Origin of the sequence: Brotocaccenecus cirricatena (assembly GCF_020687045.1) — a bacterium.
In the GTDB taxonomy this organism is placed as follows: Bacteria; Bacillota; Clostridia; order Oscillospirales; family Oscillospiraceae; genus Vescimonas; species Vescimonas cirricatena.
In genome coordinates, this window is sequence record NZ_JAJEPW010000033.1 from 1 (window position 1) to 26,687 (window position 26,687).

At 63.8% G+C, this 26,687-nt stretch carries 32 protein-coding genes and 1 other annotated feature; of the genes, 23 read left to right on the top strand and 9 right to left on the bottom strand.

Going from position 1 to position 26,687, the window contains the following annotated elements; translation table 11 throughout:
* Positions 1 to 286: 286 nt before the first annotated feature.
* The 6 genes from infB to LKD37_RS10935 form a co-directional block, all read right to left on the bottom strand.
* On the bottom strand, positions 287 to 2,620 hold the full coding sequence (gene infB / locus LKD37_RS10910) for a translation initiation factor IF-2 (protein WP_302929242.1): 2,334 nt from the start codon (positions 2,618 to 2,620) through the stop codon (positions 287 to 289).
* Between the two features lie 33 nt (positions 2,621 to 2,653).
* On the bottom strand, positions 2,654 to 3,238 hold the full coding sequence (locus LKD37_RS10915; protein WP_302929243.1) for a L7Ae/L30e/S12e/Gadd45 family ribosomal protein: 585 nt from the start codon (positions 3,236 to 3,238) through the stop codon (positions 2,654 to 2,656).
* Positions 3,235 to 3,507, bottom strand: a complete 273-nt coding sequence (gene rnpM / locus LKD37_RS10920) for an RNase P modulator RnpM (RefSeq protein WP_302929244.1) — start codon at positions 3,505 to 3,507, stop codon at positions 3,235 to 3,237. The genes LKD37_RS10915 and rnpM overlap by 4 nt, the downstream gene beginning before the upstream one ends.
* Before the next feature lie 24 nt (positions 3,508 to 3,531).
* On the bottom strand, positions 3,532 to 4,587 hold the full coding sequence (nusA, locus tag LKD37_RS10925; RefSeq protein ID WP_302929245.1) for a transcription termination factor NusA: 1,056 nt from the start codon (positions 4,585 to 4,587) through the stop codon (positions 3,532 to 3,534).
* Between the two features lie 28 nt (positions 4,588 to 4,615).
* The gene (rimP, locus tag LKD37_RS10930) at positions 4,616 to 5,074 is read right to left on the bottom strand and encodes a ribosome maturation factor RimP (RefSeq protein WP_302929246.1); all 459 of its coding nucleotides are present in this window, start codon (positions 5,072 to 5,074) and stop codon (positions 4,616 to 4,618) included.
* Between the two features lie 239 nt (positions 5,075 to 5,313).
* The gene (locus LKD37_RS10935; protein ID WP_302929247.1) at positions 5,314 to 5,793 is read right to left on the bottom strand and encodes a hypothetical protein; all 480 of its coding nucleotides are present in this window, start codon (positions 5,791 to 5,793) and stop codon (positions 5,314 to 5,316) included.
* Between the two features lie 117 nt (positions 5,794 to 5,910).
* Between LKD37_RS10935 and LKD37_RS10940 the strand changes: the two genes are divergently transcribed.
* Positions 5,911 to 6,126, top strand: coding sequence for a helix-turn-helix domain-containing protein (locus LKD37_RS10940; RefSeq protein WP_302929248.1), 216 nt, complete (start codon positions 5,911 to 5,913; stop codon positions 6,124 to 6,126).
* Between the two features lie 60 nt (positions 6,127 to 6,186).
* Here LKD37_RS10940 and LKD37_RS10945 read toward each other — a convergent pair whose 3' ends face one another.
* Positions 6,187 to 8,763 carry a translation factor GTPase family protein gene (locus tag LKD37_RS10945; protein ID WP_302929249.1) on the bottom strand — a complete coding sequence of 859 codons (2,577 nt, stop codon included), beginning with the start codon at positions 8,761 to 8,763 and terminating at the stop codon, positions 6,187 to 6,189.
* A gap of 98 nt (positions 8,764 to 8,861) precedes the next feature.
* Between LKD37_RS10945 and LKD37_RS10950 the strand changes: the two genes are divergently transcribed.
* The 4 genes from LKD37_RS10950 (at position 8,862) to LKD37_RS10965 (ending at position 12,490) form a co-directional block, all read left to right on the top strand.
* A complete protein-coding gene (locus LKD37_RS10950) occupies positions 8,862 to 10,046 on the top strand; it encodes a DUF4317 domain-containing protein (RefSeq protein WP_302929250.1) in 1,185 nt (394 codons plus the stop codon).
* Between the two features lie 239 nt (positions 10,047 to 10,285).
* Positions 10,286 to 11,065, top strand: coding sequence for a transporter substrate-binding domain-containing protein (locus tag LKD37_RS10955; protein WP_302929251.1), 780 nt, complete (start codon positions 10,286 to 10,288; stop codon positions 11,063 to 11,065).
* Positions 11,065 to 11,781: an amino acid ABC transporter permease gene (locus tag LKD37_RS10960; protein ID WP_302929252.1), complete on the top strand. Its 717-nt coding sequence runs from the start codon at positions 11,065 to 11,067 to the stop codon at positions 11,779 to 11,781. The genes LKD37_RS10955 and LKD37_RS10960 overlap by 1 nt, the downstream gene beginning before the upstream one ends.
* Positions 11,768 to 12,490, top strand: a complete 723-nt coding sequence (locus LKD37_RS10965) for an amino acid ABC transporter ATP-binding protein (RefSeq protein ID WP_302929253.1) — start codon at positions 11,768 to 11,770, stop codon at positions 12,488 to 12,490. Before LKD37_RS10960 ends, LKD37_RS10965 begins: the two co-directional genes overlap by 14 nt.
* 102 nt (positions 12,491 to 12,592) lie before the next feature.
* Here the strand turns inward: LKD37_RS10965 and LKD37_RS10970 are convergent, their stop codons facing one another.
* On the bottom strand, positions 12,593 to 12,868 hold the full coding sequence (locus tag LKD37_RS10970; protein ID WP_302929254.1) for a YlmC/YmxH family sporulation protein: 276 nt from the start codon (positions 12,866 to 12,868) through the stop codon (positions 12,593 to 12,595).
* A 49-nt stretch (positions 12,869 to 12,917) separates the two neighbouring features.
* Positions 12,918 to 13,139 carry a hypothetical protein gene (locus tag LKD37_RS10975; RefSeq protein ID WP_302929255.1) on the bottom strand — a complete coding sequence of 74 codons (222 nt, stop codon included), beginning with the start codon at positions 13,137 to 13,139 and terminating at the stop codon, positions 12,918 to 12,920.
* A gap of 480 nt (positions 13,140 to 13,619) precedes the next feature.
* On the opposite strand from LKD37_RS10975, the gene LKD37_RS10980 reads away from it, so the two are divergent.
* From LKD37_RS10980 to rplL, 18 genes are all read left to right on the top strand, one after another.
* Positions 13,620 to 14,882, top strand: coding sequence for a glycosyltransferase family 2 protein (locus tag LKD37_RS10980; RefSeq protein WP_302929256.1), 1,263 nt, complete (start codon positions 13,620 to 13,622; stop codon positions 14,880 to 14,882).
* A 34-nt stretch (positions 14,883 to 14,916) separates the two neighbouring features.
* On the top strand, positions 14,917 to 15,609 hold the full coding sequence (locus LKD37_RS10985) for a response regulator transcription factor (protein WP_302929257.1): 693 nt from the start codon (positions 14,917 to 14,919) through the stop codon (positions 15,607 to 15,609).
* On the top strand, positions 15,606 to 17,114 hold the full coding sequence (locus LKD37_RS10990; protein ID WP_302929258.1) for a sensor histidine kinase: 1,509 nt from the start codon (positions 15,606 to 15,608) through the stop codon (positions 17,112 to 17,114). Before LKD37_RS10985 ends, LKD37_RS10990 begins: the two co-directional genes overlap by 4 nt.
* A 140-nt stretch (positions 17,115 to 17,254) precedes the next feature.
* Positions 17,255 to 17,680: a Holliday junction resolvase RuvX gene (ruvX, locus tag LKD37_RS10995; protein WP_302929259.1), complete on the top strand. Its 426-nt coding sequence runs from the start codon at positions 17,255 to 17,257 to the stop codon at positions 17,678 to 17,680.
* Positions 17,677 to 18,897, top strand: coding sequence for a BaiN/RdsA family NAD(P)/FAD-dependent oxidoreductase (locus tag LKD37_RS11000; RefSeq protein WP_302929260.1), 1,221 nt, complete (start codon positions 17,677 to 17,679; stop codon positions 18,895 to 18,897). The genes ruvX and LKD37_RS11000 overlap by 4 nt, the downstream gene beginning before the upstream one ends.
* 19 nt (positions 18,898 to 18,916) lie before the next feature.
* Positions 18,917 to 19,687: a sugar phosphate isomerase/epimerase family protein gene (locus LKD37_RS11005; RefSeq protein ID WP_302929261.1), complete on the top strand. Its 771-nt coding sequence runs from the start codon at positions 18,917 to 18,919 to the stop codon at positions 19,685 to 19,687.
* Entirely contained in the window at positions 19,684 to 20,787 is a 1,104-nt protein-coding gene (gene cobT, locus LKD37_RS11010) for a nicotinate-nucleotide--dimethylbenzimidazole phosphoribosyltransferase (RefSeq protein ID WP_302929262.1), read from the top strand. Before LKD37_RS11005 ends, cobT begins: the two co-directional genes overlap by 4 nt.
* Positions 20,784 to 21,323, top strand: coding sequence for a bifunctional adenosylcobinamide kinase/adenosylcobinamide-phosphate guanylyltransferase (locus LKD37_RS11015; RefSeq protein ID WP_302929263.1), 540 nt, complete (start codon positions 20,784 to 20,786; stop codon positions 21,321 to 21,323). The genes cobT and LKD37_RS11015 overlap by 4 nt, the downstream gene beginning before the upstream one ends.
* On the top strand, positions 21,316 to 22,047 hold the full coding sequence (locus tag LKD37_RS11020) for an adenosylcobinamide-GDP ribazoletransferase (RefSeq protein WP_302929264.1): 732 nt from the start codon (positions 21,316 to 21,318) through the stop codon (positions 22,045 to 22,047). The genes LKD37_RS11015 and LKD37_RS11020 overlap by 8 nt, the downstream gene beginning before the upstream one ends.
* A gap of 4 nt (positions 22,048 to 22,051) precedes the next feature.
* Positions 22,052 to 22,399 (top strand): bifunctional adenosylcobinamide kinase/adenosylcobinamide-phosphate guanylyltransferase, encoded by a 348-nt coding sequence (locus tag LKD37_RS11025; protein ID WP_302929265.1) that lies wholly within the window; start codon positions 22,052 to 22,054, stop codon positions 22,397 to 22,399.
* Entirely contained in the window at positions 22,396 to 22,953 is a 558-nt protein-coding gene (locus LKD37_RS11030; protein WP_302929266.1) for a histidine phosphatase family protein, read from the top strand. The genes LKD37_RS11025 and LKD37_RS11030 overlap by 4 nt, the downstream gene beginning before the upstream one ends.
* Positions 22,954 to 23,168: 215 nt before the next feature.
* Complete coding sequence (gene rpmG, locus LKD37_RS11035) at positions 23,169 to 23,318, top strand: 50S ribosomal protein L33 (RefSeq protein WP_022176735.1); 150 nt, start codon at positions 23,169 to 23,171, stop codon at positions 23,316 to 23,318.
* Between the two features lie 18 nt (positions 23,319 to 23,336).
* Entirely contained in the window at positions 23,337 to 23,552 is a 216-nt protein-coding gene (gene secE / locus LKD37_RS11040) for a preprotein translocase subunit SecE (RefSeq protein ID WP_302929267.1), read from the top strand.
* A gap of 11 nt (positions 23,553 to 23,563) precedes the next feature.
* Positions 23,564 to 24,088: a transcription termination/antitermination protein NusG gene (nusG, locus tag LKD37_RS11045; RefSeq protein WP_302929268.1), complete on the top strand. Its 525-nt coding sequence runs from the start codon at positions 23,564 to 23,566 to the stop codon at positions 24,086 to 24,088.
* Between the two features lie 134 nt (positions 24,089 to 24,222).
* A complete protein-coding gene (rplK, locus tag LKD37_RS11050; RefSeq protein ID WP_302929269.1) occupies positions 24,223 to 24,648 on the top strand; it encodes a 50S ribosomal protein L11 in 426 nt (141 codons plus the stop codon).
* Positions 24,649 to 24,662: 14 nt separating this feature from the next.
* Positions 24,663 to 25,355, top strand: coding sequence for a 50S ribosomal protein L1 (gene rplA, locus LKD37_RS11055; RefSeq protein ID WP_302929270.1), 693 nt, complete (start codon positions 24,663 to 24,665; stop codon positions 25,353 to 25,355).
* Between the two features lie 55 nt (positions 25,356 to 25,410).
* Positions 25,411 to 25,542: a sequence feature (ribosomal protein L10 leader region), on the top strand.
* Positions 25,543 to 25,575: 33 nt separating this feature from the next.
* Entirely contained in the window at positions 25,576 to 26,100 is a 525-nt protein-coding gene (gene rplJ, locus LKD37_RS11060) for a 50S ribosomal protein L10 (RefSeq protein WP_302929271.1), read from the top strand.
* A gap of 76 nt (positions 26,101 to 26,176) precedes the next feature.
* Complete coding sequence (rplL, locus tag LKD37_RS11065) at positions 26,177 to 26,548, top strand: 50S ribosomal protein L7/L12 (protein WP_302929272.1); 372 nt, start codon at positions 26,177 to 26,179, stop codon at positions 26,546 to 26,548.
* Positions 26,549 to 26,687: the final 139 nt, after the last annotated feature.

A 26,687-nucleotide genomic window follows, 5' to 3' on the forward strand; every position in this document is an offset into this window, starting at 1 on the left:
CGGGCGCAGCGGCGCTGCGCAGGAAGGCGACCGGACCGGTTTGCGTTCCGGGGCGGCATATGCCGTTACTGGGGGATCTCCTCCATGGTGAAGGCTTCGATAATGTCGCCTGCCCCATGAAACGGGGTTTCATGGGGACCCCGGATATGACCCTCTTTGGCGGAAGTGAATTCCGCCAAAGCAAGGTTTTGCTTCGCAAAACACTTGGACGCACTTGCGTGCGGGCGCAGCGGCGCTGCGCAGGAAGGCGACCGGACCGGTTTGCGTTCCGGGGCGGCATATGCCGTTACTGGGGGATTTCTTCCATAGTGAAGGCTTCGATGATGTCGCCTTCCTTGATGTCGTTGAACTTCTCGATGGACAGGCCGCACTCGTAGCCTGCGGCCACCTCCTTGACGGAGTCCTTGAACCGCTGCAGAGAGGCCAGAACGCCCTCGTGGATGACGATGCCGTCCCGGACCAGGCGGACCTGGCAGTCCTTCCGCTGGAGCTTGCCGTCCTGCACGTAGCAGCCGGCCACGGTGCCCACGCCGGAGACCTTGTAGGTCTGGCGGACCTCCGCATGGCCCAGCAGAGCCTCCCGGAACTTGGGGGCCAGCATGCCCTTCATGGCGGACTCAATTTCGTTGATGGCGTCATAGATCACGCGGTACATCCGCATGTCCACATGGGCGCGGGCGGCGGAATCCCGGGCGGCGTTGTCGGGGCGGACGTTGAAGCCCACGATGATGGCCTGAGACGTGGAGGCCAGCATCACGTCGGACTCGTTGATGGCGCCCACGCCGCCGTGGATGACCCGGACCCGGACCTCGTCGTTGCTGAGCTTCTCCAGAGACGCCTTCACGGCCTCCACAGAGCCCTGAACGTCGGCCTTGACGATGATGTTCAGATTCTTCATCTCACCGGCCTGAATCTGGCTGAACAGATCCTCCAGAGAGACCTTGGTGACAGGGGCGTTGGCCTTGGCGCGGGCCTCCTCCTTGCGCTGCTCCACCAGCTCCCGGGCCAGCTTTTCGTCGGCCACGGCGTTGAAGGTGGCGCCGGCGGAGGGAGTCTCGGACAGGCCGGTGATCTCCACAGGCACGGAGGGACCGGCGGAGGTCAGCTTCTGGCCCTTGTCGCCCACCATGGCCCGGACGCGGCCCACGGCAGTACCGGCGATGATGATGTCGCCCTGCTTCAGGGTGCCGTTCTGCACCAGCAGGGTAGCCACGGGGCCCCGGCCCTTATCCAGCCGGGCCTCGATAACGGTGCCTTGGGCGGCGCGGTTGGGGTTGGCCTTCAGCTCGCCCACCTCGGCGGTAAGGGTCAGCATCTCCAGCAGGTTGTCCACGCCCATGCCGGTCTTGGCGGAGATGGGGCAGACAATGGTGTCGCCGCCCCACTCCTCGCACACCAGGCCGTATTCGGTGAGCTGCTGCTTGATGCGCTCGGGGTTGGCCTCGGGCTTATCCATCTTGTTGATGGCCACGATGATGGGGATACCGGCGGCCTTGGCGTGGTTGATGGACTCCACGGTCTGAGGCATGATGCCGTCCTCGGCGGCCACCACCAGGATGGCGATATCCGTGACCATGGCGCCCCGGGCGCGCATGGAGGTGAAGGCCTCGTGGCCGGGGGTGTCCAGGAAGGTGATGGGCTTGCCGTTGATCTGCACCTGATAGGCGCCGATGTGCTGGGTGATGCCGCCGGCCTCGCCGCTGGCCACATGGGCGTTGCGGATATAGTCCAGCAGGCTGGTCTTGCCGTGGTCCACGTGACCCATGACCACCACCACGGGGGCACGGGGCACCAGGTCCTTGTCCTCGTCCTTGTGGTCGTCGATGAGCTTTTCCTCGATGGTGACCACCACTTCCTTCTCCACCTTGCAGCCCATCTCCTCGGCGATGATGGCGGCGGTGTCGAAGTCGATGATCTGGCTCAGGGAGGCCATGACGCCGTTCTTCATCAGGCACTTGACCACCTCTGCGCCGGTTTTCTTCATGCGGCTGGCCAGCTCGCCCACGCTGATCTCATCGGGGATCTGCACGGTGACGGGGGTCTTTTTGATGACCTCCAGCCGCAGGCGGCGCAGCCGGTCGGCCTCCTCCTGCTTGCTCTTGTTGCTCTGGGGGCCGCTGCGGCGGCCCGACTTGCTGCGGATCTTCTCCTTGCCCTGGGTCTGGCGCTGGTCCCGGCGGCTGTTGCCGGTGCGGGCGTCGGCCATATCCTGGAGCTTCTCGTCGTACTTGTCCATGTTCACGGCCGTGGCCTTGCGGGTGTCCACCACCTTGGTCTGGGGCACGCGGCTGACGGGCTTCTTCTCCGGCTGGGGCTGCTGTGCCTGCTGGCCGGGCTTCTTCTCGGCCTCGGCCTTCCTGGCGGCAGGCTGCTGCCTGGCAGGCTCCGCCTTCTTCTCGGCAGGCTTGGCGGCGTCGGCGTAGATCGCCTGGATGCCGGAGACCTGGTTGTGCTGGGTCAGGCTCTCAAAGATCAAAGACAGCTCCCGATCCCCCAAAACCTGCATATGGTTTTTGGGCGTCTCGGCATACTTGGTCAAAATCTCCGTGATCTGCTTGGTGGGGACGCCGAAGTCCTTCGCCACCTCATGCACTCTGTATTTGTTACCTACGCTACCCAAATAGAGCCACCTCCATCTTTGTGATTCGATTCCTTACTTACTGGTTTTCGGGGAGCCCTTGCCCTTGTGGACCGGGCGGGAGCCCGCAAAGCGGGGCCTGTTCCCCTGGGGACGCGGCCCGGGCCGCCGGGGACGGCGGGCGGACCTTTCCGGCTTCTGCGGCGCTTGGGGCGCAGGGGCCGCTTGAACCGGGGCGGCTTTTTTCTTGCCCCGGCGCAGATTCTTTTCATGCTGGGCCTGCTCCGCCCGGCGCTGGGCCGCGCGAAGGGCCTTTACCTCCAGCCGCTGGGCCGCCGGGGCGTATCGCTCCGGGTCCAGCGCCGCCAGCTTTTTGACGATGGCCTCGGCAAAGCCGATGTCCGTTATGGCCGCCATGGCGCAGCTGGTGCGGCCCAGGGCACGGCCCAGCTGGTCCTTGTCAAAGGGCACCGTCAGGCACAGGCATGCCCCGGTCTGGCCGAAGGACATGGCCCGGCGCACAGACCCGGCGGCGTTCTGGGCCACCAGGATGACCCGGGCGTCCTTGGCCCGGGCGGCGGAGCCCACCGGCTCCTCGCCGATGGCCACCTGACCGGCCTTTTTGGCCAGGCCGATCATGGATAAAATGTGTTCTGTCATGCTTCCGTTTCCATCTGGCGCTCCAGCGCCTCATAAACCTCGTCGGGGATGCTGACCTCCAGCATCCGGTCCAGCGCCCGGGATTTCCGGGCCTTCTTCAGGCACTGCGGGTCCCGGCACACATAGGCGCCCCGGCCGGACTTCTTGCCGGTGGCGTCCAGCACCAGCTGGCCCTCCGGCGTGCGGACCACCCGCAGCAGGTCCTTTTTGTCCCGCTTTTCCCGGCAGCCCACGCACATGCGCTGTGGAATCTTCCGCGGCTTCTGCATGATGGTCCTCCTTTCCTGTATCGCTTACTCCCCGGTATAGGAAGCGGGCTTGATGTCGATCTTGTACCCGGTGAGACGGGCGGCCAGGCGGGCGTTCTGCCCCTCCTTGCCGATGGCCAGGCTCAGCTGGTCGTCGGGGACGATGACCCGGCAGAGCTTGCCCTCGTCGGACAGGCGCACCTCCACCACGTCGGCGGGAGCCAGGGCGGCGGCGATGTATTCGGCGGGGTCGTCGGAATACTTGATGATGTCGATCTTCTCGCCCCGCAGCTCGTTGACCACGGCGGCCACCCGCTGGCCCTTGGGGCCCACGCAGGCGCCGATGGGGTCCACGTTCTCGTCGGAGGACCACACGGCCATCTTGGTGCGGCTGCCGGCCTCACGGGCGATGGAGCGGATCTCCACGGTACCGTCGTAGATCTCGGGCACCTCCAGCTCAAACAGGCGCTTCACCAGGCCTGGATGGGTCCGGGACACCATCACCTGGGGACCCCGGGTGGTGCGGCGGACCTCCACCAGATAGACCTTTACCAGCTGCCCCTCGGTAAGCTCCTCGCCGGGGACCTGCTCGTTGGAGCCCATAAGGCCCTCGGTGGCCTCGCTGCCGGAGCCGATGCGCAGATGCACGGTGCCCCGGGGGTCGATGCGGTGGACGGTGCCGGTGAGGATCTCGTGCTCCTTGGAGCCCCACTCGTCATAGATCATGCCGTGCTCCGCCTCCCGCAGGCCCTGGATGATGACCTGCTTGCCGTTTCCGGCGGCGATGCGGCCGAACTCCACGTTCTTCACGGGGATGTTCACCACGCCGCCCAGCTGATACTTGGCGGACATGGCCCGGGCGTCCTCCAGAGAGATCTGGGAGCCGGGGTTCTCCACCTCCTCCACGATCTCCTTCTGCACGTACATCCGCAGGTCCTTCTTCTCCTCGTTGACGTCCACGATGACGTTCTCCACGCCCTCGTGGTCCTTCTTATAGGCGGCGGTCAGGGCCTGGATGATCTTGCCCATCATGAAGTCCTGGGGAATACCGCGTTCCTTTTCCAGCAATTCCAGCGCGGCAAAGATTTCTTCGCATTTCATGGTATTTCTCCTATTCTATACTGTATCGTCAGAATTCCACACGCAGACGGACCAGGGCCAGCTCCGGCTTCTCGAACCGCAGAGGCTCCGCCCCGCCCATATCCAGCAGCACGGCCCCGTTGTCGTACCCCGCCAGCACACCGGCAAACTCCTTGCGCCCGTCCTTGGGCTTGTAGGTTTTCACCAGCACCGGGGAGCCCAGGAACCTTTCAAAGTCCGAGGGGCGCTTCAAGGGGCGCTCGGCCCCGGCGGAGGACACCTCAAAGGTATAGCTGCCCTCGATGGGGTCCGCCTGGTCCAGCAGGTCGCTGACCTTGCGGCTGACGGCCTCGCAGTCCAGAATGTCCACGCCGCCGTCCTTGTCCAGATACAGCCGCAGATACCACTGACCGGCCTCCCGGACGTATTCCACGTCCCACAGGGTGCAGCCCTGCTCCGCCACGGCGGGCGCGGCCAGCTCCGCCACCAGCTCCGTTACCTTTTTCATGCCGGACCTCCTGTCTTTTCCGGAATTTTTAAGGGGGCAAATTTGCCCAAGAAAAAGAGCGGACAAACTGTCCACTCTCCGTCAACACTTCCTTACTATGCAGTAGTTTACCACAAAAACACTCCCAGCGCAAGAGTTTTTTCCCGGAAAATGGCGGGATTTTCCGGGGGTTTTACGCCGAACGGGGCCGAACAGGCGGAATCCCGTCTGTCCGGCCCCGGGAGCAGAGAAAAACTCCGTCACGGCTGATCGAAAAATGCTTCCGCCCCGCACTTCTGGCAGTAGTCCTTGCCGGAAGGGTTCATGTGGTCGCAGAACATGCATTTCCAGCTGCCGTCCGGCCGCCGTTTGGTTTTAGGCTGGCCCTCGTCGCTGCAATCCGGTTCCGGCTCCGGCTCCGCATTCGGCTCCGTATGGGACTCTGCGGGCCGCTGGGGCTTCCGTCCTCCCTTTTTGCCGCCCTGGCTGCGGGCCTCCAGGTCCGATACCTTGTCGATGAGTTCACCGTAGCCGTACAGAAGAAGATATTGCAGCCTGGCGCTGGAATAGACCCAGATGATGACGATGATGCCCGCAATGATCGCAGGCGCCACCAGATCCTCATTGTTGGATCCTACAGCTGCAACCGCCGCTATGACCAGAACGGCCATCAGCAAAGTCCGACGGATGACTAGGAAGCGGACACGACGTTTGATCTCTTCTCCCACTCTTTCGTACATTTTCCATAACCTCCCTGTATTGTCAATACATGTATCCAATCCCAGTGTAGCGCATTTTGCGCTACTTATCAATAGAACAAAATGCGCTGTGTTACTCTATATCCGAGGTGAGTGAGCATGGCATATCAGCGTCTGCGTGATCTGCGGGAAGATCGGGACCTGCTGCAGCGGCAGGTGGCAGAGCGCCTGCGCTGCTCCCAGCGGGTCTACAGTAACTATGAGCGGGGAGAGCGGGATATCCCCACGGATATACTGATCCGCCTGTCAGAGTTCTATGATGTATCCGTGGATTATCTGCTGGGGCTGACGAATAACCCAAGAAGAAATGATTGAGCAATTACACGAAAATCCGTTGAAAAAGCCTGTGTATTCACACCGAATACACAGGCTTTTTCAGCTCTTATTTATCCGCTGGCCGATGGTGCTGCCGCCGGACTGGTGCATGGTTTTCAGAATTTCCGCGATCTGGCCGGCGGCCTCGGACACCTGGTGGCCAAACTCCGCCGAGGACATGCGCATGGCCCCGGTGCGCACCGCCGACAGCTGGATCAGCCCGTCGGAGGTCACCACCCGGACGTGGTCGTTTTTTCCCACCTGCTGCAAAAACCGCTCAATGTACATATCGCCGGTTTCCCGCTCCCGGGTGTATACCACATGGATGCCCCGGTAGTCGAACTTCTCCCCGGTATTGCCGGGGACCTTGTACCCGTCGAACACCAGCACCACCCGGGTGTGGGTGAAGGCGGCCCAGCCGCACAGGGTGTCCATCAGCCGCTCCCGGGCGGCGGACAGGTCCCGGTCCGCCAGGGCGTGGAGCTCCTCCCAGTCGAAGATCACGTTGTAGCCGTCCACCACATAGCAGCGCTGGCCGATCTCCCGCAGGCCGGTATCGGCAGGGGCTTCCCGCTTCTCCGGCGCACGGTACAGGGGACGGCGCACGGGGCCGAACTCCCGGGTCATGATGGCCTCCAGCTCCGCATCGTCCAGGCGGATGCACCGGCGGCGCACCGGCGTGTCCTCCCGGGGCTTTTCCAGGCAGCCGGGCAGGTGCATATACTCCGGCACCTTGTCCCACTTCACGGTGAAGCCGCCGCCGTGGGCGCAGAACACGGAGTCCGGCGTGTTGTCCGGGTCGGCCTCCGGGTCATAGTCCGCCGCCGCGATCACGGCCTCCGGATCATGGCAGGGGCCGTAGCCCGCCGGTTCCAGGGACAGGCGGCCCCGGCCGCCGGTATAGGACGCCACCTCCTGGGCATAGTCGTCAAACTCCGTCACCGGCACCCGGCCCCGCAGCAAGGTCAGGTCCCCGGCCTCCTCCGGGGTGTCGAAGCTGCCGCTGCGCAGGCGCACATCGTTGATGGCCCGGCCCAGCTGCTCCGGCGGTACCTCCAGCCGGAAGGCGTAATACGGCTCCAGCAGGCGGCTTTTAGCCTGCATCAGCCCCTGGCGCACCGCCCGATAGGTGGCCTGGCGGAAGTCGCCTCCCTCGGTGTGCTTCACATGGGCCCGGCCGGACATCAGGGTGATCTTCACGTCGGTGATGGCGGAGCCGGTGAGGACTCCCAGGTGGTCCTTCTCCTGCAGATGGGTCAGGATCAGCCGCTGCCAATTCCGGTCCAGCTGGTCCTCGCTGCATCGGGTGGCCGTCACCACGCCGCTGCCCTGGGGCAGGGGCTCCAGCAGCAGGTGCACCTCCGCATAGTGCCGCAGGGGCTCAAAGTGGCCCACGCCCTCCACGGGGCCGTCGATGGTCTCCTTATACAAAACCCGGCCCCGGTCCAGGTCGATCTCCACGCCGAAGCGCTCCGACACCAGGCTTTTGAGAATTTCCGCCTGGATGCGGCCCATCAGGGACACATGAATCTCCCCTCCGTGGGAGGTGAAGCGCAGCTGAGGGTCCTCCTCCTCCAACTGGCGCAGCTGGGGCAGCAGGGTGCGGCTGTCGCAGTCCGGCGGCAGGGCCACCCGATAGCGCATCACCGGCTCCAGCACCGGCCGGACGCCGGATTCCTCCGCCCCCAGGCCCTGGCCGCCGCAGGTGGCCGTCAGTCCCTGGACGGCGCACACGCCTCCGGCGGGGACCTGGTCCACCGCCCGGAACCGGCCGCCGCTGTAAAGGCGCAGCTGGGCGGCCTTCTCCTGGTGCCCGGCATAGGGCACGGCGTCCCGGACCCGCAGGGTCCCGCCGGTGACCTTCAGGTGGGTCAGGCGCTTGCCCTGGGGGTCGTGGCTGATCTTGAACACCCGGGCGGAGAAGGCAGCGGGATAGGCAGGAGGCTCCACATACCGGGCCAGCCCCTCCAGAAATTCGTCGATGCCCTCCAGCTTCAGCCCGGAGCCGAACCAGCAGGGAAAAACCAGCCGCCGCCCCACCAGCTGCCGCACCAGGGCGTCGGGGACCTCTCCGCCGTCCAGATACGCCTCCAGGGCATCCTCCCGGCAGGTGGCCAGCTGCTCCATGCGCCGCTCCCGGTCCGCGGGGGTGAAGTCCACGCACCCCTCCCCCAGTTCATGGCGCAGATGCTCCATCATCTGCCCCCGGCCGCAGCGGCCGAAGTCCATTTTCGTCACGAAGAGAAACGTGGGGATCCGGTACAGCTCCAGCAGCCGCCACAGGGTGCGGGTGTGGGCCTGGACGCCGTCGGCGCCGCTGATCACCAGAATGGCATAGTCCAGCACCGACAGGGTACGCTCCATCTCGGCGGAGAAGTCCACATGGCCCGGGGTGTCCAGCAGAGTCACCTCCAGATCCCCGATGGGCAGCTCCGCCTGGCTGGAAAAGATGGTGATGCCCCGCTCCCGCTCCAGCAGATGGCTGTCCATGGCGGCGCTGCCGTGGTCCACCCGGCCCAGCTTCCGCAGCCGGCCGGTGCGGTAGAGCATGGCCTCGGCCAGGGTGGTTTTGCCCGCGTCCACATGGGCGGTGATGCCGATGACCACCCGGCGGGCCTGGTTGCTGTTTGTATCCATATGCAAAACCTGCTTTGTCTCATTTTTCTCTATTATGGCAGATACCGTCCCGGCTTGCAAGGGCGGATTTTTTCTTGCCCGGCGGGGCAAATCGTGCTATGATGAGAGAAAATTGCCTGTGGGAGGAAGAACGGATGAATCAGAAGGAGCTAAACGAGCTGCGGCGGCGGTTCAAGCCGGACCGCACCGCCATCAGCAAGGTATACGGCTGCTATGTCAGCAGCAGCCGCCAGATCATCTCCTATGTGGACGCGCCGCTGGGCCTGCTGTCCCAGGAGGAGCAGGAGATGTATCTGAACCTGCTGAAAAAGACCCTGTCCGGCGCCCTGGGCCGGAACCTCATCGACATCGTGTTTTCCACCGCCCAGGTGGCGGACAGCGACGAGCACCGCCTGCTGCAGACCCTGCGCCAGACGGAGCTCCAGGACGCCAACGCCCGGGAGAGCCTGTACCGCCGGATCATCGACGCCATCGACATGGGCGAGAGCAGCTATCTGATCCTGCTGGCCGCCGATACCTATGACGTGCCCCATCGCAGCCGGGACGACCTGGAGGTCCCCGACGCATCGGAGACGGTGTTCCGGTATTTCGTGTGCGCCATATGCCCGGTGAAGGACCCCACCCTGGCCTTGCAGTACAGCGACCGGGACAAGGAGTTCCGGGGCAGCTCCACCGGGCATATCGCCCAGCCTCCGGCCCTGGGCTTCCTGTTCCCGGCCTTTGACGACCGGGCCGCCAACATCTATAACGCCCTGTTTTACAGCAAGGACACCGCCCAGCTGCACCAGGAGGTCATCGACGCGGTGTTCTGCGTTCAGGAGGCCCCCATGTCCCCCCAGGAGCAGCAGAACCTGTTCGCCGCCGCCCTGACGGAGACCTTAGAGAAGGACTGCAGCTATGACGTGGTGCAGGCGGTCCATGAGCAGCTGCGGGGCCGCATCCAGGAGCACAAGGAGAGCCGGGACCCGGAGCCGCTGACCCTGTCCGTCCGGGAGGTGGGAGACGTGCTCACCGGCAGCGGCGTGCCGGAGGAGAAGGTGGAGGCCTTTCAGGACCAGTGCCGCAGGCAGTACGGCCAGGACGCGGCCCTGAACCCCCGGAACATCATCGAGGCCGGGAAGTTCCAGATCACCACCCCGGAGGTGAAGATCACCGTGCCGCCGGAATACAGCTATATGGTGGAGGCCCGGATCATCGACGGGCGGCGGTTCATCCTCATCCCCGCCGACGACGGGGTGGAGGTCAACGGCATCGCCGTCACCATCCCCAATCCCCAGGAATAACGCACGGCCCCATACGCATAAAAATGCGTATGGGGTTATTTTTTGTATTTTTATTCGAATAACACTTGACATGACCAGGTCGGTGTGATAGTATCTTTATCCGTAACCGCACTTGGTTTTCAATTTTTATTCACTGAAAGGGCGTTTATATGACTATGTATACCATTCTCCGACGACGACCATGTATGTGAATCTGACTCTATACAAACAACATACATGAAAGAAACGGAGATATTGATATGAAACATTTTACCAGATTCCTGTGCCTGTTTTTTGCCGCCGCCATGCTGCTGACCATGGCCGCCTGCGGCAGCAAGAATACCGATACCGACACCGATACCAACCCCGGCGAGAAGAAGCAGCTGGTGGTGGCCACCAGCCCGGACTTCCCGCCCTTCGAGTCCCTGGACGGCAGCGACATCGTGGGCATCGAGCCCAAGCTGATGCAGGCCATTGCCGACAAGCTGGGCATGGAGCTGGTGTGGGAGCAGGTGGATTTCGACTCCATCATCCCCGGCATCCAGGCCGGGCGCTATGATGCCGGTGTGGCGGGCATCAGCATCACCGCCGACCGTCTGAAAAACTGCGACTTCAGTGACCCCTATTTCCTGGCCAACCAGGTGATCGTGGTGAACCCCGGCAGCGACATTCAGAGCAAGGCCGACCTTACCGGCAAGACCATCGCCGTCCAGACCGGCACCACCGCCGAGACCTACTGCCTGGATAACGGGTATGAGATCCTGTCCTTCGCCTCCAACATCGACGCCCAGGCCGCCCTGACCAGCGGCAAGGCCGACGCGTGGGTGGTGGACAACGAGGTGGCCGTGAAGATGGCCGGGGAGCAGAACCTCACCGTGCTGGACGAGGCCATGACCAGCGAGCCTTACGCCCTGGCCTTTGCCAAGGGCAGCGACCTGGTGGACCAGGTGAACCAGGCCCTGAGCCAGCTGCTGCAGGACGGCACTGTGGAGCAGATTTTCCAGGAGTATGACACCGTGTATGTGTCCCCCCTGAGCTGATGGAAGCTTTGCAGAGTATTGGCCAGTTTTTCGCCCGGTGGCTGGCCCAGCTGGAGACTACCTTTGTGGAGAAGCAGCGCTATCTCCTGCTGGTGGACGGGCTGAAGAACACTCTCATCATCACGGCGGGGGCGTTGGTCATCGGCGTGGTCATCGGGTCATTGGTGGCCATGATCAAGTACTGCGGCCAGGACAGCCGCCTGCTGCGGCCCCTTTGCTGGCTGTGCAGCGTGTATACCACGGTGATCCGGGGCGTCCCGGTGGTGGTGCAGCTGCTGATCTTCTACTTTTTGATTCTCAAGTCCTCCGACGGACTGGTGGTGGGCATCGTCACCTTCGGCATCAACTCCGGGGCCTATGTGGCGGAGCTGGTGCGCAGCGGCATCGCCGCCGTGGACCCGGGCCAGATGGAGGCCGGGCGCAGCCTGGGCCTGTCCCGGCTGCAGAGCGCCTGGCATATCGTGCTGCCCCAGGCCATGAAGAACATCCTGCCGGCCATCGGCAACGAGATGATCGCCCTGCTGAAGGAGACCGCCGTGGCGGGCTATGTGGCGGTGCAGGACCTGACCCGGGCCGGGAACCTGATCCGCAACAACACCTATGATTCCTTCAACCCCCTGATGCTGGTGGCCGTGGTGTATCTGGTGCTGGTCATCGGCATGACCCAGCTGCTGGGACTGCTGGAAAGGAGGCTGCGCAGAAGTGATAAGCGTTAAGGACCTGCACAAGAGCTTCGGCGGCGTCACCGTGCTGGACGGCATCTCCACCGACATCGAGAAGGGGGACGTGGTGTGCATCATCGGCCCCTCCGGCAGCGGAAAATCCACCTTTCTGCGGTGCCTGAACCGGCTGGAGACCCCGGACAGCGGGAAAATCCTTCTGGACGGCGTGGACCTGACGGACCCCGCCGCCGACCTGAACCGCCAGCGGATGAAAATGGGCATGGTGTTCCAGCAGTTCAACCTGTTCCCCCACATGACGGTGCTGAAGAACCTGACCCTGGCCCCTATGCTGCTGAGAAAGGAGTCCCAGCAGACGGCGGAGGCCCGGGCCATGGCTCTGCTGGAGCGGGTGGGCCTGGCGGACCGGGCAGGGGAGTACCCCTCCCGCCTTTCCGGCGGCCAGAAGCAGCGCATTGCCATCGTCCGGGCCCTGTGCATGGAGCCGGAGGTGCTGCTGTTTGACGAGCCTACTTCCGCCCTGGACCCGGAGATGGTGGGAGAGGTGCTGGACGTGATGAAGGAGCTGGCCCAGAGCGGCATGACCATGGTGGTGGTCACCCACGAGATGGGCTTTGCCCGGGAGGTGGCCAGCCGGGTGCTGTTTATGGACCAGGGGATCATCATGGAGGAAAACAAGCCCCAGGCCCTGTTCGACAACCCCCAGAGTCCCCGGCTGCAGAGCTTTTTGTCCAAGGTGCTGTGAACTTCATCAAAAAAGGCTTGCCGCCTGCGGGCGGCAAGCTCAGCGAGGCTTTTTGACAGACTGAAAAAGACGGCTGTGCTACAAAAGGCACAGCCGCTTTTTTTACCAGCGCCGCTTTTTCTTTTCCCCCTCCCGGCGCTGGAAGGGCTTGTCGATGAGGATGATATCCTCCCCGAATCGCTGGACGCAGTCCCAGGGGATGTAGTAGTCCTCCCCCCGGCCGAACAGGCCGAAGAACCGGCAGGGGCCAAAGACGATCAGGGCCTTGACGGTGCCCTCCGGGATGCATAGCTCCAGGTCCCCCACGCAGCCCAGGCGGCTGCCGTCGCAGATGTTGATGACCTCCTTGCGGCGCAGCTGTGAAAATCGGCACATCATCGTCCCCACCTCAGACCCAGCCTATGCGCCGCCCGGCGCGTCCTATGCCTCAGATCACCGCGTCCACGGGGATCCGCTGGCGGCCCACCTGCACCCAGTATACCCGGACCTGCTGGCTGTCTCCGGCGGCGCAGAAGCCGTAGCGTCCCATCCGGCCCTCCACGGGGATGTCGCCGCCCATGGCCGCCGTGAACCGGCGGATATACCGCACCAGCGCCCCGATGGCGGGCAGGGACATATCGGGCATCAGATAATCGTAAAACTTGTTCATAACGTAACCTCCCGGTGGGATTTCACAGATTGTCAAAAAAGACTTTTTTGACAATCTGTGTGCGGCTTTTCAGAACTTAAAAGTTCCGAAAAACCTGTGATTGCAAACGAAAGACACCCCTGATGGGTTTCTTTCGTAACGATCTTCCTTTCCGATGACGGAAGATTTCTGAGTTTTTCGACAGACTCAATTTCTTTCACTGTGCCCTCAGTATACCAGGGTCACAGTCCGAAAAATCGGACTGTGACGACCAGGTGACAAAACTGTTATACCATCTTTAAGGAATCTTAAAGGTTCCCCCCTTGTTTCTTTAAGTGTTTTTCTTTATACTGGACGTCATAAACCGGGATAGATAAGCCGCATCTCATATCCAGCCGTCCTCCGTTCCGCACTTGACAGAACGGAGGAGATGTAGTACACTTGGTGTATCAATTATCTTGATACACTTGACGCTGTACGCACAGAGAAAGGAAAGCGCCTATGGAAACGTTAAAAACCATCAATTTTGTCATAGCGGTTATTTTCTTCGTCTGCTATACCTATCAGTTCCTGTATATCCCGGTGCCCTGGCTGCGGAAGGCCCGGCCCCACGGCCCGGCCAAGGACAACCGGTACGCCGTTCTGATCTGTGCCCGGAACGAGCAGCGGGTCATCGGCGACCTGATCGCCAGCCTCCGGGGGCAGACGTATTCGCAGAGCCTGCTGTCCATTTTCGTCCTGGCGGACAACTGCACCGACGACACGGCCATGGTGGCCCGGGTGGCCGGGGCCAACGTGTATGAGCGGTTCAACCAGGTGCAGGTGGGCAAGGGCTACGCTCTGCAGGAGCTGCTGGAGCACCTGGAGCAGGACTATCCCCAGGGATTTGACGGATACTTCGTGTTTGACGCGGACAATATCCTGGCTCCCAACTATGTGGAGGCCATGAACCGGACGTTTTCCGACGGTCACGACATCGTCACCAGCTTCCGCAACAGCAAGAACTACGGCGACAACTGGATCAGCGCCGGTTATGCCCTGTGGTTCCTGCGGGAGAGCCGGTATCTCAACCACGCCCGGTTCCTGCTGGGCACCAGCTGCGCCGTGTCCGGCACCGGCTTCCTGTTCAGCCGCCGGGTGCTGGAGGAGACGGGCCCCTGGCCCTTCCACCTGCTGACGGAGGATATCCAGTTCTCCGTGGACCAGGTGACCCGGGGCCGGAAGATCGCCTTCTGCCCCGAGGCGGTGCTGTATGACGAGCAGCCCACCACCTTCCGCCAGTCCTGGAACCAGCGGCTGCGGTGGTCCAAGGGGTATTTGCAGGTATTCCGGGGCTACGGCGCCAAGCTGCTGCGGGGCGCGGCCGGGGGGAGCTTCTCCTGCTACGACATGGCGGCGGCCATTATGCCGGCCTTCGTCCTGTCGGCCACGGCCATCGTCTGCAACGTGACGGCGGCCATTCTGGGGGCCGTCCACGGGGAGGACCTGACCATCGCCCTGTGGTCCGTGGGGCAGATGCTGCTGAATATGTATCTGACCCTGTTTGTCCTGGGGGCCATCACCACCGTCACCGAGTGGCGGCGGATCCATACCAAGGCGGTGAAGAAGGTCCTGTACGCCTTCACCTTCCCGCTGTTTATGTTTACTTATATTCCCATCTCCTTTGCGGCGCTGTTCAGCAAGGGGGAGTGGAAGCCCATCGAGCACCGGGTCAGCGCCGCGTCCCTGCGGGGCCGGGGCCGGGAGGAGCTGCTGCCCTTCTGACGGAGCGGCCTGAGAGAATGGAGAGGCGAACACCATGTACAACATTCTGGTCTGTGACGACGAAAAGGATATCGTATCGGCGCTGAATATCTATCTCAGTGCCGAGGGCTACCGGGTGCTGACGGCCTATGACGGCTATCAGGCCCTGCGCCTGCTGGACCGGGAGGAGGTGCACCTGATCCTGCTGGACGTGATGATGCCGGGGATGGACGGCATCACCGCCATGACCCGCCTGCGGCAGAGCCACAACCTGCCGGTGATCCTGCTGACGGCCAAGTCCGAGGATACGGACAAGGTGCTGGGGCTGAACATGGGGGCCGATGACTATGTGACCAAGCCTTTCAACCCTGTGGAGCTGCTGGCCCGGGTCCGGTCCCAGCTGCGGCGGTATATGACCCTGGGCGGCGGCCATACGGCCCCCACCGCCGTGACCATCGGCGGAGTGAGCCTGGACGACAACGCCAAAACCGTCACCGTGGACGGGGACACCGTGAACCTGACGCCCCTGGAATACGACATTCTGCGGCTGCTGATGCAGCATCCGGGGAAGGTGTTCTCGCCCCACGAGATCTATCGCCGGGTGTGGCATGAGGACCCGGCGGCGGACAATCCCGTGGCCGTCCACGTGCGGCACATCCGGGAGAAGATCGAGATCAACCCCGCAGAGCCCCGGTATCTGAAGGTGGTGTGGGGCAAGGGGTATAAAATGGAGGGGGCGGCGCAATGAAAAAGCTGCTGGAAAAGCCGTGGGCCAAGGCCCTGGCCTTTCTGCTGACCCTGCTGCCGGGCACGGCGGCGGTGTATGGCGGCGTCGAGCTGGTATACATATATGTCTATAACGTGCATACGGACAGGCGCCTGGATATGCTGTGGGCCGTGACGGCGGTGTGCGCTGTGGTGGCTGCGGCAGCCCTGGTGTTCTCCCTGTCGGCGGCGGGACACTGGCCGGGCCATGAGGGCATCCATCTGACCTGGGTGGAGAAGATCCCGGTGGACCTGTTTGTGCTGGGGTTGACCTGCGTGTGGTACATCTATCTGGACGCCGTGTACTATCCATCCGCCACGCTGGGCCTGGCGGTATTTGTGGCGCTGGCGTATCTGTTCGTGCTGGCGTTTACGGCCCGGTGCAAGGCCGGGACCGTGCTCAGCGACCTGCTGGCGCTGCGGCTGCTGCGGCTTTTCAGCCGGGGGGCCGTGTGGACCTGGCGGCACCTGCGGCGTCTGTTTCTGGGCCTGCCTCTGGCGTGGAAAACGGCGGCGGTGCTGCTGGCCGTTATGGCGGCGGACCTGCTGATCTTCGCCTATGGCATGGACGGGGGGCAGGCGGCGCTGTATGTGACGCTGCACCTGGTGCTGCTGGGGGCGGCCATCTGGCAGGTGCTGGCCCTGCGGCAATTGCAGCAGGGAGGCGAGAAGCTGGCGGAGGGGGACTTTTCCCACCCCGTGACCCTGAGCCGGGGGGCGCTGCCGGAGCTGAAGCGCCATGCGGAGAACCTGAACTCCGTGCAGGCGGGCATTCAGCGGGCTGTGGAGGAGAAAATGAAGTCCGAGCGGCTGAAAACCCAGCTGATCACCAACGTGTCCCACGATATCAAGACGCCGCTGACGTCTATCGTCAGCTATGTGGACCTGCTGAAAAAGGAGGAGATGCCCTCCGACGCGGCGCGGGAGTATCTGGCGGTGCTGGACCGGCAGTCCCAGCGGCTGCGGAAGCTGACGGAGGACCTGGTGGAGGCGTCCAAGGCGTCCACCGGGAATATCCCGGTGTCCCTGGCCCCCACGGACCTGAACGTGCTGTTGAGCCAGGTGTGCGGCGAGTATCAGCAGAGACTGGAAAAGCAGGTGCTGGAGCCGGTGCTGTCGCTGTGTGAGCCGGGAGCCGCGGCCATGGCCGACGGGCGGCTTCTGTGGCGGGTGCTGGATAACCTGATGAGCAACATCTGCAAATATGCCATGCCCGGCACCCGGGTGTATCTCACCACCGAGAGGGAGGGGGACACCGCCCGGATGGTGGTCCGGAACATCTCACGCTATCCCCTGAACATCTCCGCCGACGAGCTGACGGAGCGCTTCGTCCGGGGGGACAGCTCCCGCTCCACCGAGGGCAGCGGCCTGGGCCTGTCCATCGCCACCAGCCTCATGTCCCTGCAGGGCGGCGGCTTCCGCCTGACCATCGACGGGGACCTGTTCAAGGTGACGCTGACCCTGCCCGCCGCCGGGGCGGAGGAATAAAAACGCAGCTTGTCAAAAAAGATTTTTGACAGGACGGTCCAAAAAGGGCAAAGCCCTTTTTGGACCGTCTTTATTTTGTTGCAGGCCGGGGAAAAATCGTGTATGATAGAGGGGAATGACAAAAAAGCGAGGTACTTCCCATGAAGATCATGGCCATAGACTACGGCGACGCCCACACCGGCATTGCCATTTCCGACGCCACCGGGACGCTGGCGGGCTTTTCCACCGTTATCAACAGCCGCCGGCCGGAGGTGGTGGCCCAGGAGATCGCCGCCCTCATCCCCCAGCACGGGGTCGGGGAGCTGGTGCTGGGCTATCCCAAAAACATGGACGGCACCCTGGGGCCCCGGGCGGAGAAGGCCGCCGCCTTCGGCGAGACCTTGAAGGAGCTGACGGGCCTGCCGCTGACCCTTTGGGACGAGCGGCGCACCACCATCGACGCCCACAACATCCTGTTCAACAACGGACAGAATGCCAAAAAGCGGAAGAAAACCGTGGATGCCGTGGCGGCGGCCCTGATGCTGGAGGGGTATCTGACCCGGAAGCGGCTGGAGGCGGAGCGATGAACGTGCTCATCATCGGCGGCGGTGCGTCGGGCATGGCGGCGGCCCTGACGGCGGCCCGGCAGGGCCATCAGGTGGTGCTGGCGGAGCGGCAGGCCCGGGTGGGCCGGAAGCTGCTGTCCACCGGCAACGGCCGCTGCAACCTCACCAACGAATACGCCCTGCCGGACCGCTATCACGGGGAGGAGCCGGACTTCTGCCGCTTCGCCCTGGAGGACCCGGAGCTGTCGGCGGCGGGGACCCTGGACTTCTTCCGGCAGCTGGGGCTGGTCACCGTAACGGAGCCCGGCGGGCGGGTGTATCCCCTGAGCAATGCGGCGGCATCGGTGCTGGATGTGCTGCGGTTCGCCCTGGAGCAGCAGGAGAACATCCGGATACGCACCGGCTGCGTCATCCGCCAGCTGAAGCACCGGGACGGGCAGTTCCAGGCCCGGACCGAGGAGGGGGACGTCATCACGGCCAGGCGGTGCATCCTGGCCGCAGGCGGAGCCGCCGGAGCCAAGCTGGGCGGCGGCATGGACGGCTATCAGCTGGCCCGGCAGCTGGGCCACCACCGGACGGTGCTGTACCCCTCCCTGGTGCAGGTGTGCACCGACCCCACCTACCCCCGGGGGCTCAAGGGCGTGAAGGCCCAGGCTGCCCTGACTCTGACCCGGGAGGGTGAGACGCTGACCGCCGGTCAGGGAGAGGTGCTGTTTACGGAATACGGCGTCAGCGGCCCGGCGGTGTTCGACCTGTCCCGGGCGGTGGCCGCCGGCGGCGACGGCCTGACGCTGCACCTGGATTTTCTGCCCGGGTGGAGCCGGGAGGATACCCTGACCTGGCTGCGTAGCCAGCGGACGGCCCTATCTCGGCAGGAGGCCGGGGCGCTGCTGACCGGCAGCGTCCACCCCCGGCTGGGGCGGATGCTGTGCAAGGCGGCGGGCATATCCGGCAGCCAGCCGGTATCGGAGCTGACGGACCGGCAGCTGGAGACCCTGTGCCGCCAGGTGCGGGAGTTTACCCTGCCCGTCACCGGCACCTGCGGCTTTGACCAGGCCCAGGTCACCGCAGGGGGCCTGCGCACCGGGGAGCTCGACCCCCGGACCATGGAAAGCCGCCTGGTGCCGGGGTTCTACGCCTGCGGCGAGGTGCTGGATATCGACGGCGACTGCGGGGGCTTCAACCTGCAGTGGGCCTGGGCCTCCGGCCGTCTGGCCGGGCGGCTGTTGCATATTTAATAAGGGGGGAAATGCGCATATGAGACGGGAAGCCCTGTGGAACCGTCTGTATCTGTCCGGCATTGATAGCCGGGCGGCGGAGTTGGCCCGGGAAAACGGGCTGGGGCTGGAGATCGCGGCGTTCTGCTATGCCCCCAATCTGGAGGACCCGGCGGTGCTGTCCGCCGTCCGCTCGGATATGGCGGGGCTTGACCGCTTCTGGCTCCACGCCCCCTTTGCCGAGCTGGCCCCCTGCGCCATCGACCCGCTGGTGCGGCAGGTGACGGAAAAGCGCTACCGCCAGGCGGCGGATATGGCCCAAGACCTGGGAGTGCGGCGGCTGGTGATCCACGGGGGCTTCGTGCCCCAGGTGTACTTCCCGGAGTGGTATGTGGAGCAGTCGGTGCTCTTCTGGCGGGACTTCCTGCGGCAGCTGCCGCCGGATATGACCGTCGCCCTGGAAAACGTCATGGAGCCGCAGCCCCGGCTGCTGGCGGAGATCGCCCGGCAGGTGGACGATCCCCGGCTGGGCCTGTGCCTGGACATCGGCCACGCCAACACCTTCGTCAGCCGGGTGCCGCCTCTGGAATGGGTGGCCCCCATGGCCCCGTGGCTGCGGCACGTCCACCTGCACAACAACGCGGGGCACGATGACCTCCACGACCCCCTGGGCCAGGGGACCCTGGCTATGGAGCAGGTACTGGACACCATCCTGGAGCTGTGCCCGGCGGCTACGTTTACATTGGAAAATCAGGACTGCGGCCCGTCTCTTGTGTGGCTGCGGGAACACGGATATGGAGCGAACACATGACAAGGCAGGAATTGACAGCATATATGGAGTCCATTCTCCCGGCAGACCGGGAGTCCATGGACGCCGCCCGGCGGCGGCAGGCGGAGCTGGCCAAGCCCCCGGGCAGTCTGGGGGCGCTGGAGGATATGTCCATCCGGCTGGCGGGGGTCCTGCGGACGGCCCGGCCGGAGGTCCGGCGGTGCCGGGTGACGGTGCTGGCGGCGGACAACGGCGTGGTGGCGGAGGGCGTATCCTGCGCCCCCCAGTCCGTGACGGTGCAGCAGGCGGTGAACATGACCCGGCACAAAACCGGGATGTCCGCATTGGCGGCGTATTTCGGCGACGACGTGCAGGTGGTGGACGTGGGCATCCGGACGCCGGTGCCCTGCCCCCAGGTGCTGGACCGGAAGGTCCGGTTTTCCACCGGCGATATCGCCGTGGAGCCCGCCATGACGGAGCAGCAGGCCCTGGACGCCCTGGCCGTGGGGCTGGACCTGGCCCGGCAGGCCAAGGCCGAGGGCATAGACGCCGTGGGCGTGGGGGAAATGGGCATCGGCAACACCACCACCTCCGCCGCGGTGCTGGCGGCGCTGACCGGGGCCTCCGTGGAGGAGGTGACCGGCCGGGGCGGCGGCCTGACGGACCGGGGCTTCGAGACGAAAAAGCGCGTGCTGCGGCAGGCCCTGGCCCTGCACCGGCCCGACGCCGGGGACCCCATCGGGGTGCTGGCGGCGGTGGGCGGCCTGGACATTGCCGCCATGGCGGGGCTGTTTCTGGGCTGCGCCCATGAGGGACTGGCGGCGGCGGTGGACGGGTATATCTCCATCGTGGCGGCCCTGTGCGCCGTGCGCCTGTGCCCCCGGGTCCGGGATGTACTGTTTCTGTCCCACGCCTCCTATGAGATCGGGTATCGCCTGGCGGCCCGGGAGCTGGGGCTGGAGCCGTGCCTGCTGCTGGGGATGCGGCTGGGCGAGGGCAGCGGCTGCCCGCTGCTGTTCCGGGTGATGCAGGGGGCCTGCGCGGTGCTGAACCATATGGCCACCTTCCCGGAGGCGGCCATTGAGGACGGATATCTGGCCCCCATCCGGCAGGGGGACGCATTCACGGTGGACAAATCATGAGAATTTTACTTCTTGGCGGCAGCAAAAGCGGAAAGAGTATGCTGGGCCAGCGGCTGACCCGGCAGCTGGCCGATGGCGGGCCCATGATCTACTGGGCCACCCTGGAGCCCCGGGACACGGAGGACCGGGCCATCGTCCGCCGCCACCTGGCGGAGCGGGACGGCTGGGGCTTCGGGACCCTGGAGCGGGGCCGGGCTCTGCCGGAGGGTCTGGCGCTGGTGCCCCGGGAGGGCGCGGTGCTGTTCGACAGCGTCACGGCGTGCCTGGCGTGCCAGATGTTCTCCGGCCCGCAGCCGGACGCCGCAGCCGCCGCCCGGACGGCCCGGGAGCTGCTGACCGTCAGCCGGCATTCCCGGCACTTCGTGTGCGTATGCGACGAGCTGTGGCGGGACGGTGTGACCTATGAGCCGTGGACGGAGCATTATCGCCGGGGACTGGCGGAGATCTGCCGGGCCCTGGCGGCGGAATTTGACGCGGTGGCGGAGCTGAGTGCAGGCTGCGTCCGGGTATGGAAGGGGGAGTTGCCGGATGCGTGATTGGATCTGCGGATTTTTCATGGCCTGGGGCATGTTCCTGGCCATTCCCTGCCCCAGGAAGATATGGAGCGAAAGCGCCCGGCAGAAAATGCTGGTGTGCATGCCCCTGGTGGGCCTGCTGGCCGGAGGCGTATGGGCCGGGGCGTGGCTTCTGCTGCGGGGCGCGCCGGGGCCGGTGCGGGCGGCGGTGTGTGCCGCCGCACCCTGGCTTGTGACCGGGTTCATGCACCTGGACGGCTACATGGACGTGTGCGACGCGGTGCTGTCCCGGCGGGACCTGGCCACCCGGCAGCGGATCCTGAAGGACTCCCACTGCGGGGCCTTCGCCGTGATCTGCATGGTGCTGCTGGCCATGGGCCAGTGGAGCCTGTTCCTGGCAGCGGAGGACGTATCCTGGCTGGGCCTGCTGCTGATCCCGGCGGCCACCCGGGCCTGCGCAGGGCTGGCGGTGCTGGGGCTGCGGCCCATGGGCACCAGCCAGTATGCCGCCATGGGCCCCGCCCGGGGCGGCTATGGGGCGGTGCTGTGGGTGCTGCTGGCTCTGTCCGTGGGGCTTCCCCTGTGGCTGGACGGCAGCTTCGGCCCTCTGGCCGCCGCCGTGGGTTACGGTCTGGCGGTCTGGTACGGCTTCCGGAATCTGGACGGCATGTCCGGGGATATCTCCGGCTTTGCCCTGACGCTCGGCGAGCTGTGCGGCTGCGGGGCGGCGATTCTGTGGAGGTGAGAGGATGGATCTGATCATTGGCGGCGCGTACCAGGGTAAGTGCACCTTCGCGGCGGAAAAATACCGCCTGACGGCGGCGGACATCTGCGACCTGGCAACAGACGCTCCCGCCCCTGCCCGGTGCTATGTCCACCTGGAAGCCCTGACCCGGCGCGGCGAGGCGGCGGAGGCCCTGCCCCTGCTGCTGGCGGCGGAGGCGGTGATCTCCCGGGAGATCGGCAGCGGCGTGGTGCCCCTAGACGCCGGGGAGCGGGCCTGGCGGGAGCGCCACGGGCGGCTGCTGCGGCAGCTGGCGGAGCAGGCCGGTCATGTATACCGGATATTTTGCGGACTGACGGAGGAATTGAAATGAAGCTGACCCTTTTGCGCCACGGAGAGACCGACGGCAGCCGCCGGGACCTGTACTACGGCGCAGCGGATATCCCCGCCCTGCCGGAATCCCTGGCGGCCCTGCACGAAAACGCAGCGGCCTATCCCCGGGCCAGGCGGTACTATACCAGCGGCCTGCTACGGACGGAGCAGACGTTGGAGGCCATCTACGGCCCCGTGGCCCATCAGCAGCTGCCGGGCCTGCGGGAGATGAACTTCGGCGATTTCGAGATGAAAAGCTATCAGGAGCTGAAGGACACGGCGGCCTATCAGGCGTGGATCGCCGACGTGGAGCACAACGTCTGCCCCAACGGCGAAGGCGCCCCCCAGGTGCTGGAGCGGAACCGGGCCGCCATGGCCCAGGTGCTGGCGTCGGAGGAGGACGCCGTGTGCGTGGTCCACGGCGGCGTCACGGCGGGGCTGATGATGACCTGGTTCGGCGGCGGGCGGTACGACTACTCCGTGAAGCCCGGCACGGGCTTCACGGTGACGTTCCGGGACGGAAAGCCTGTGTCCTATGAAAGAGTGCCCGAATAGAGGGGCTGCGGAAGCAAATTCTCCCCAAAAACCGAAATTTTCTTCCGGAAAGACCTTGACGGACACTTGCCCGTGTGATAAAATCAGCATTACCTGTGAGTATGGGGCTTTCTTTTTGCGCGCTTTTCGCTTCGGCGCGGGAAAGACGCCCTGTCCGGCAGGGAGGCAGAGAGCGGCCTTCGCCGGCCGCCAATCTAATAAGGAGGTGCCGTTAGATGCGCGTGAAGATCACTTTGAGATGCAACGAGTGCAAGCAGAGAAACTACAACACGATGAAAAACAAGAAGAACAGCCCTGACCGTCTTGAAATGAACAAGTATTGCCCCTTCTGCAGAAAGCATACGGTCCATACCGAGACCAAGTAATTGGAAGGAGATAGCACGATGGCAGAGGAAAAAAAGGTCAAGAAGGACCACGGCAAGTGGTTCCGCGAGATGAGAAGCGAACTGAAGAAGGTCGTCTGGCCTGACGGCAAGACCACCGCCAAGAACACCGGAACGGTGCTGCTGTGCTCTGTGGCAGTGGGCGCCTGCATCTGGATCTTCGACGGCGTGGCGGTGCTGCTGATCAAGACCCTCATCGGCGCGTTCACCGGCTGAGGAAGTGCGGCATGGCTGAAAACGCGAAATGGTATGTGATCCACACCTACTCCGGCTACGAGAACGCCGTGAAGGCGGCCATCGAGAAATCCGTGGTCAACCGCGGCATGTCCGATATGGTCCTCAAGATGGAGATTCCTATGGAAACCGTCACCGAGGTCACCGAGTCCGGCGTCATGAAGGAAGTGGAGCGCAAGGTATTTCCCGGCTACGTCCTGATCAAGATGATCCTGACAGATGACACCTGGCATCTGATCCGCAACATCCGCGGCGTCACCGGCTTCGTGGGCGAGGCCAACAAGGCCATCCCCCTGACGGAGGACGAGGTGGCGGCCCTGGGCGTGGAAAAGCACGAGATCGTGGTGCTGTACAACGTGGGCGATACCGTGAAGATCACGGACGGCCCCTTCACCAGCTTCACCGGTACCGTGGAGGAGATCGACCCCGAGAAGAACAAGGTCCGGGTGGCGGTCTTCATGTTCGGCAGAGAAACCCCCATCGAGCTGGAGCTCGATCAGGTGGAGGTTCTGCACTGAGGCGCAGCAGTCTCTGCGCGGCAGGCCGGAGCATTCCCTCCGGCGCAAGTGGGAGAGACGGTGTCCGTCTCGCCAAAAGCGGTTTCCGGTATCGACCGGCCGCTACCACATTTTTATGAAGGAGGTGCCTATCCATGGCACAGAAAGTTGTTGGTTATGTAAAGCTGCAGATTCCTGCAGGCAAAGCGACCCCCGCACCCCCTGTCGGCCCCGCTCTGGGCCAGCACGGTGTCAACATTCAGGCATTCACCAAGGAGTTCAACGAGCGCACCAAGAATGACATGGGCCTCATCATCCCCGTGGTCATCACCGTCTACTCCGATCGTTCCTTCAGCTTCATCACCAAGACGCCTCCCGCGGCTGTGCTGATCAAGAAGGAGTGCAACATCGAGTCCGGTTCCGGTGTGCCCAACAAGACCAAGGTGGCCACCATCTCCAAGGCCTCCATCCAGAAGATCGCCGAGCTGAAGATGCGCGATCTGAACGCCGCTTCCCTGGAAGCAGCCATGAGCATGATCGCCGGCACCGCCCGTTCCATGGGCGTCGTCGTGGGCGAATAAGGAGGGTGTAAGAGATGTTTAGAGGTAAGAAGTATAAAGAAAGCGCCAAGCAGATCGACCGCGGGACCTTGTATGATCCCAAGGAGGGTCTGGAGCTGGTCTGCAAGACCGCATCCGCCAAGTTCGACGAGACCGTCGAGCTGCATGTGAAGCTGGGTGTCGACTCCCGCCACGCTGACCAGCAGGTCCGCGGCGCCATCGTCCTGCCCAACGGCACCGGCAAGACCGCCCGCGTCCTGGTGTTCGCCAAGGGCGACAAGGCCGACGCTGCCCGCGAGGCCGGCGCCGACTTCGTCGGTGATATGGATATGGTGGAGAAGATCCAGAAGGAAAACTGGTTCGGCTTCGACGTGGTGGTCGCTTCCCCCGACATGATGGGCGTTGTGGGCCGTCTGGGTAAGCTGCTGGGCCCCAAGGGCCTGATGCCCTCCCCCAAGGCCGGCACCGTCACTCCCGACGTGGCCAAGGCCGTGAAGGAAGTCAAGGCCGGTAAGGTGGAGTATCGTCTGGACAAGACCAACATCATCCACTGCCCCATCGGCAAGGTTTCCTTCGGCGCGGACAAGCTGTATGAGAACTATACCGCTCTGCTGGGCGCCATCATCAAGGCCAAGCCCGCCGCCGCCAAGGGCCAGTATATCAAGTCCTGCGTGGCCGCTTCCACCATGGGCCCCGGCGTCAAGATGAACGCCAACAAGCAGCTGTAAAAAAACCGGCTGAAACATTTGATATCTTCGGCTTGACAAACCGTCACGCCCCTGATATAATACCAGATGCGTTCCAAAGACAGCAGGTGGCGCAAGCCGTAAGTCCTGCCGAGGATGGCAAATCGTTTCCGATTGCTTTACACCGTCCTTGTGTCCTTGGATACAGGGACGGTTTTCTTTTTGAACGCACCGACATTTTTTCCGGAGGTGAAATCAAAGAATGCCCAACGCAAAAGTTCTGTCCGAAAAGCAGGCCATCGTGGCGGCGCTGACCGAGAAGCTGCAGAATGCAGCCGCCGGTGTCATCGTTGATTACAAGGGCATCACCGTGGCAGAGGACACCGCTCTGCGCGCGGACTGCCGCGAGAACAACGTGGAATACGCTGTCATCAAGAACACCCTGCTGCGCTTTGCATTCAACAACGTGGGTCTCAACGAGCTGGACGATCAGCTCAACGGCACCACGTCCCTGGCCGTGTGCATGGACGATCCCGTCGCTCCTGCCCGCGTCATCGCTGACTATGCAAAGAAGCTCAATGGCAAGTTCGAGATCAAGGGCGGCTTCATGGAAGGCAAGGTCGTCTCCCTGGAGACCGTGAATGCTCTGGCTTCCATCCCCGCTCTGCCCGTGCTGCAGGCCCAGGTTCTGGGCACCATGCTGGCCCCCATCTCTGCTCTGGCCTGCGTGCTGAAGCAGATCGCCGAGAAGGACGGCGCTCCCGCCGAGGAAGCCGCCGCCGAGTAAATTCCGGCACCACCCCGGGGCGCACGGCGTCCCACTCAAATCAAACAAATATCTTACAATTAGGAGGCTTATCAAAATGTCCGAGAAGATTACTGCTATGATCGAGGAAATCAAGGGCCTGACCGTTCTGGAGCTGTCCGAGCTGGTCCACGCTCTGGAGGAAGAGTTCGGCGTGTCCGCCGCCGCCATGGCCGCTCCCGCTGCCGGCGCTGCTGCTCCCGCTGCCGAGGAGAAGACCGAGTTCGACGTGGTCCTGACCGGCTTCGACGCCGCTCAGAAGATCAAGGTCATCAAGGTCGTCCGCGAGGTCATGGGTCTGGGTCTGGCCGAGGCCAAGGCTGCCGTCGAGGGCGCCCCCACCACCATGAAGGAAGGCCTGTCCAAGGAGGACGCCGAGGCTCTGAAGAAGCAGGTCGAGGAAGTCGGCGGCAAGGTCGAGCTGAAGTAAGTTTCACCCAAATAAAAAAATGCTGCAAGCGCTGCGCTTGCAGCATTTTTTCGCGCTTTTTGTGGATTCTGGCGGATAAAAAGCCGCGGAATTTTTCAGCTTGTGAAACTCGGCGGGGTCTGATATAATAGCCGTGTAT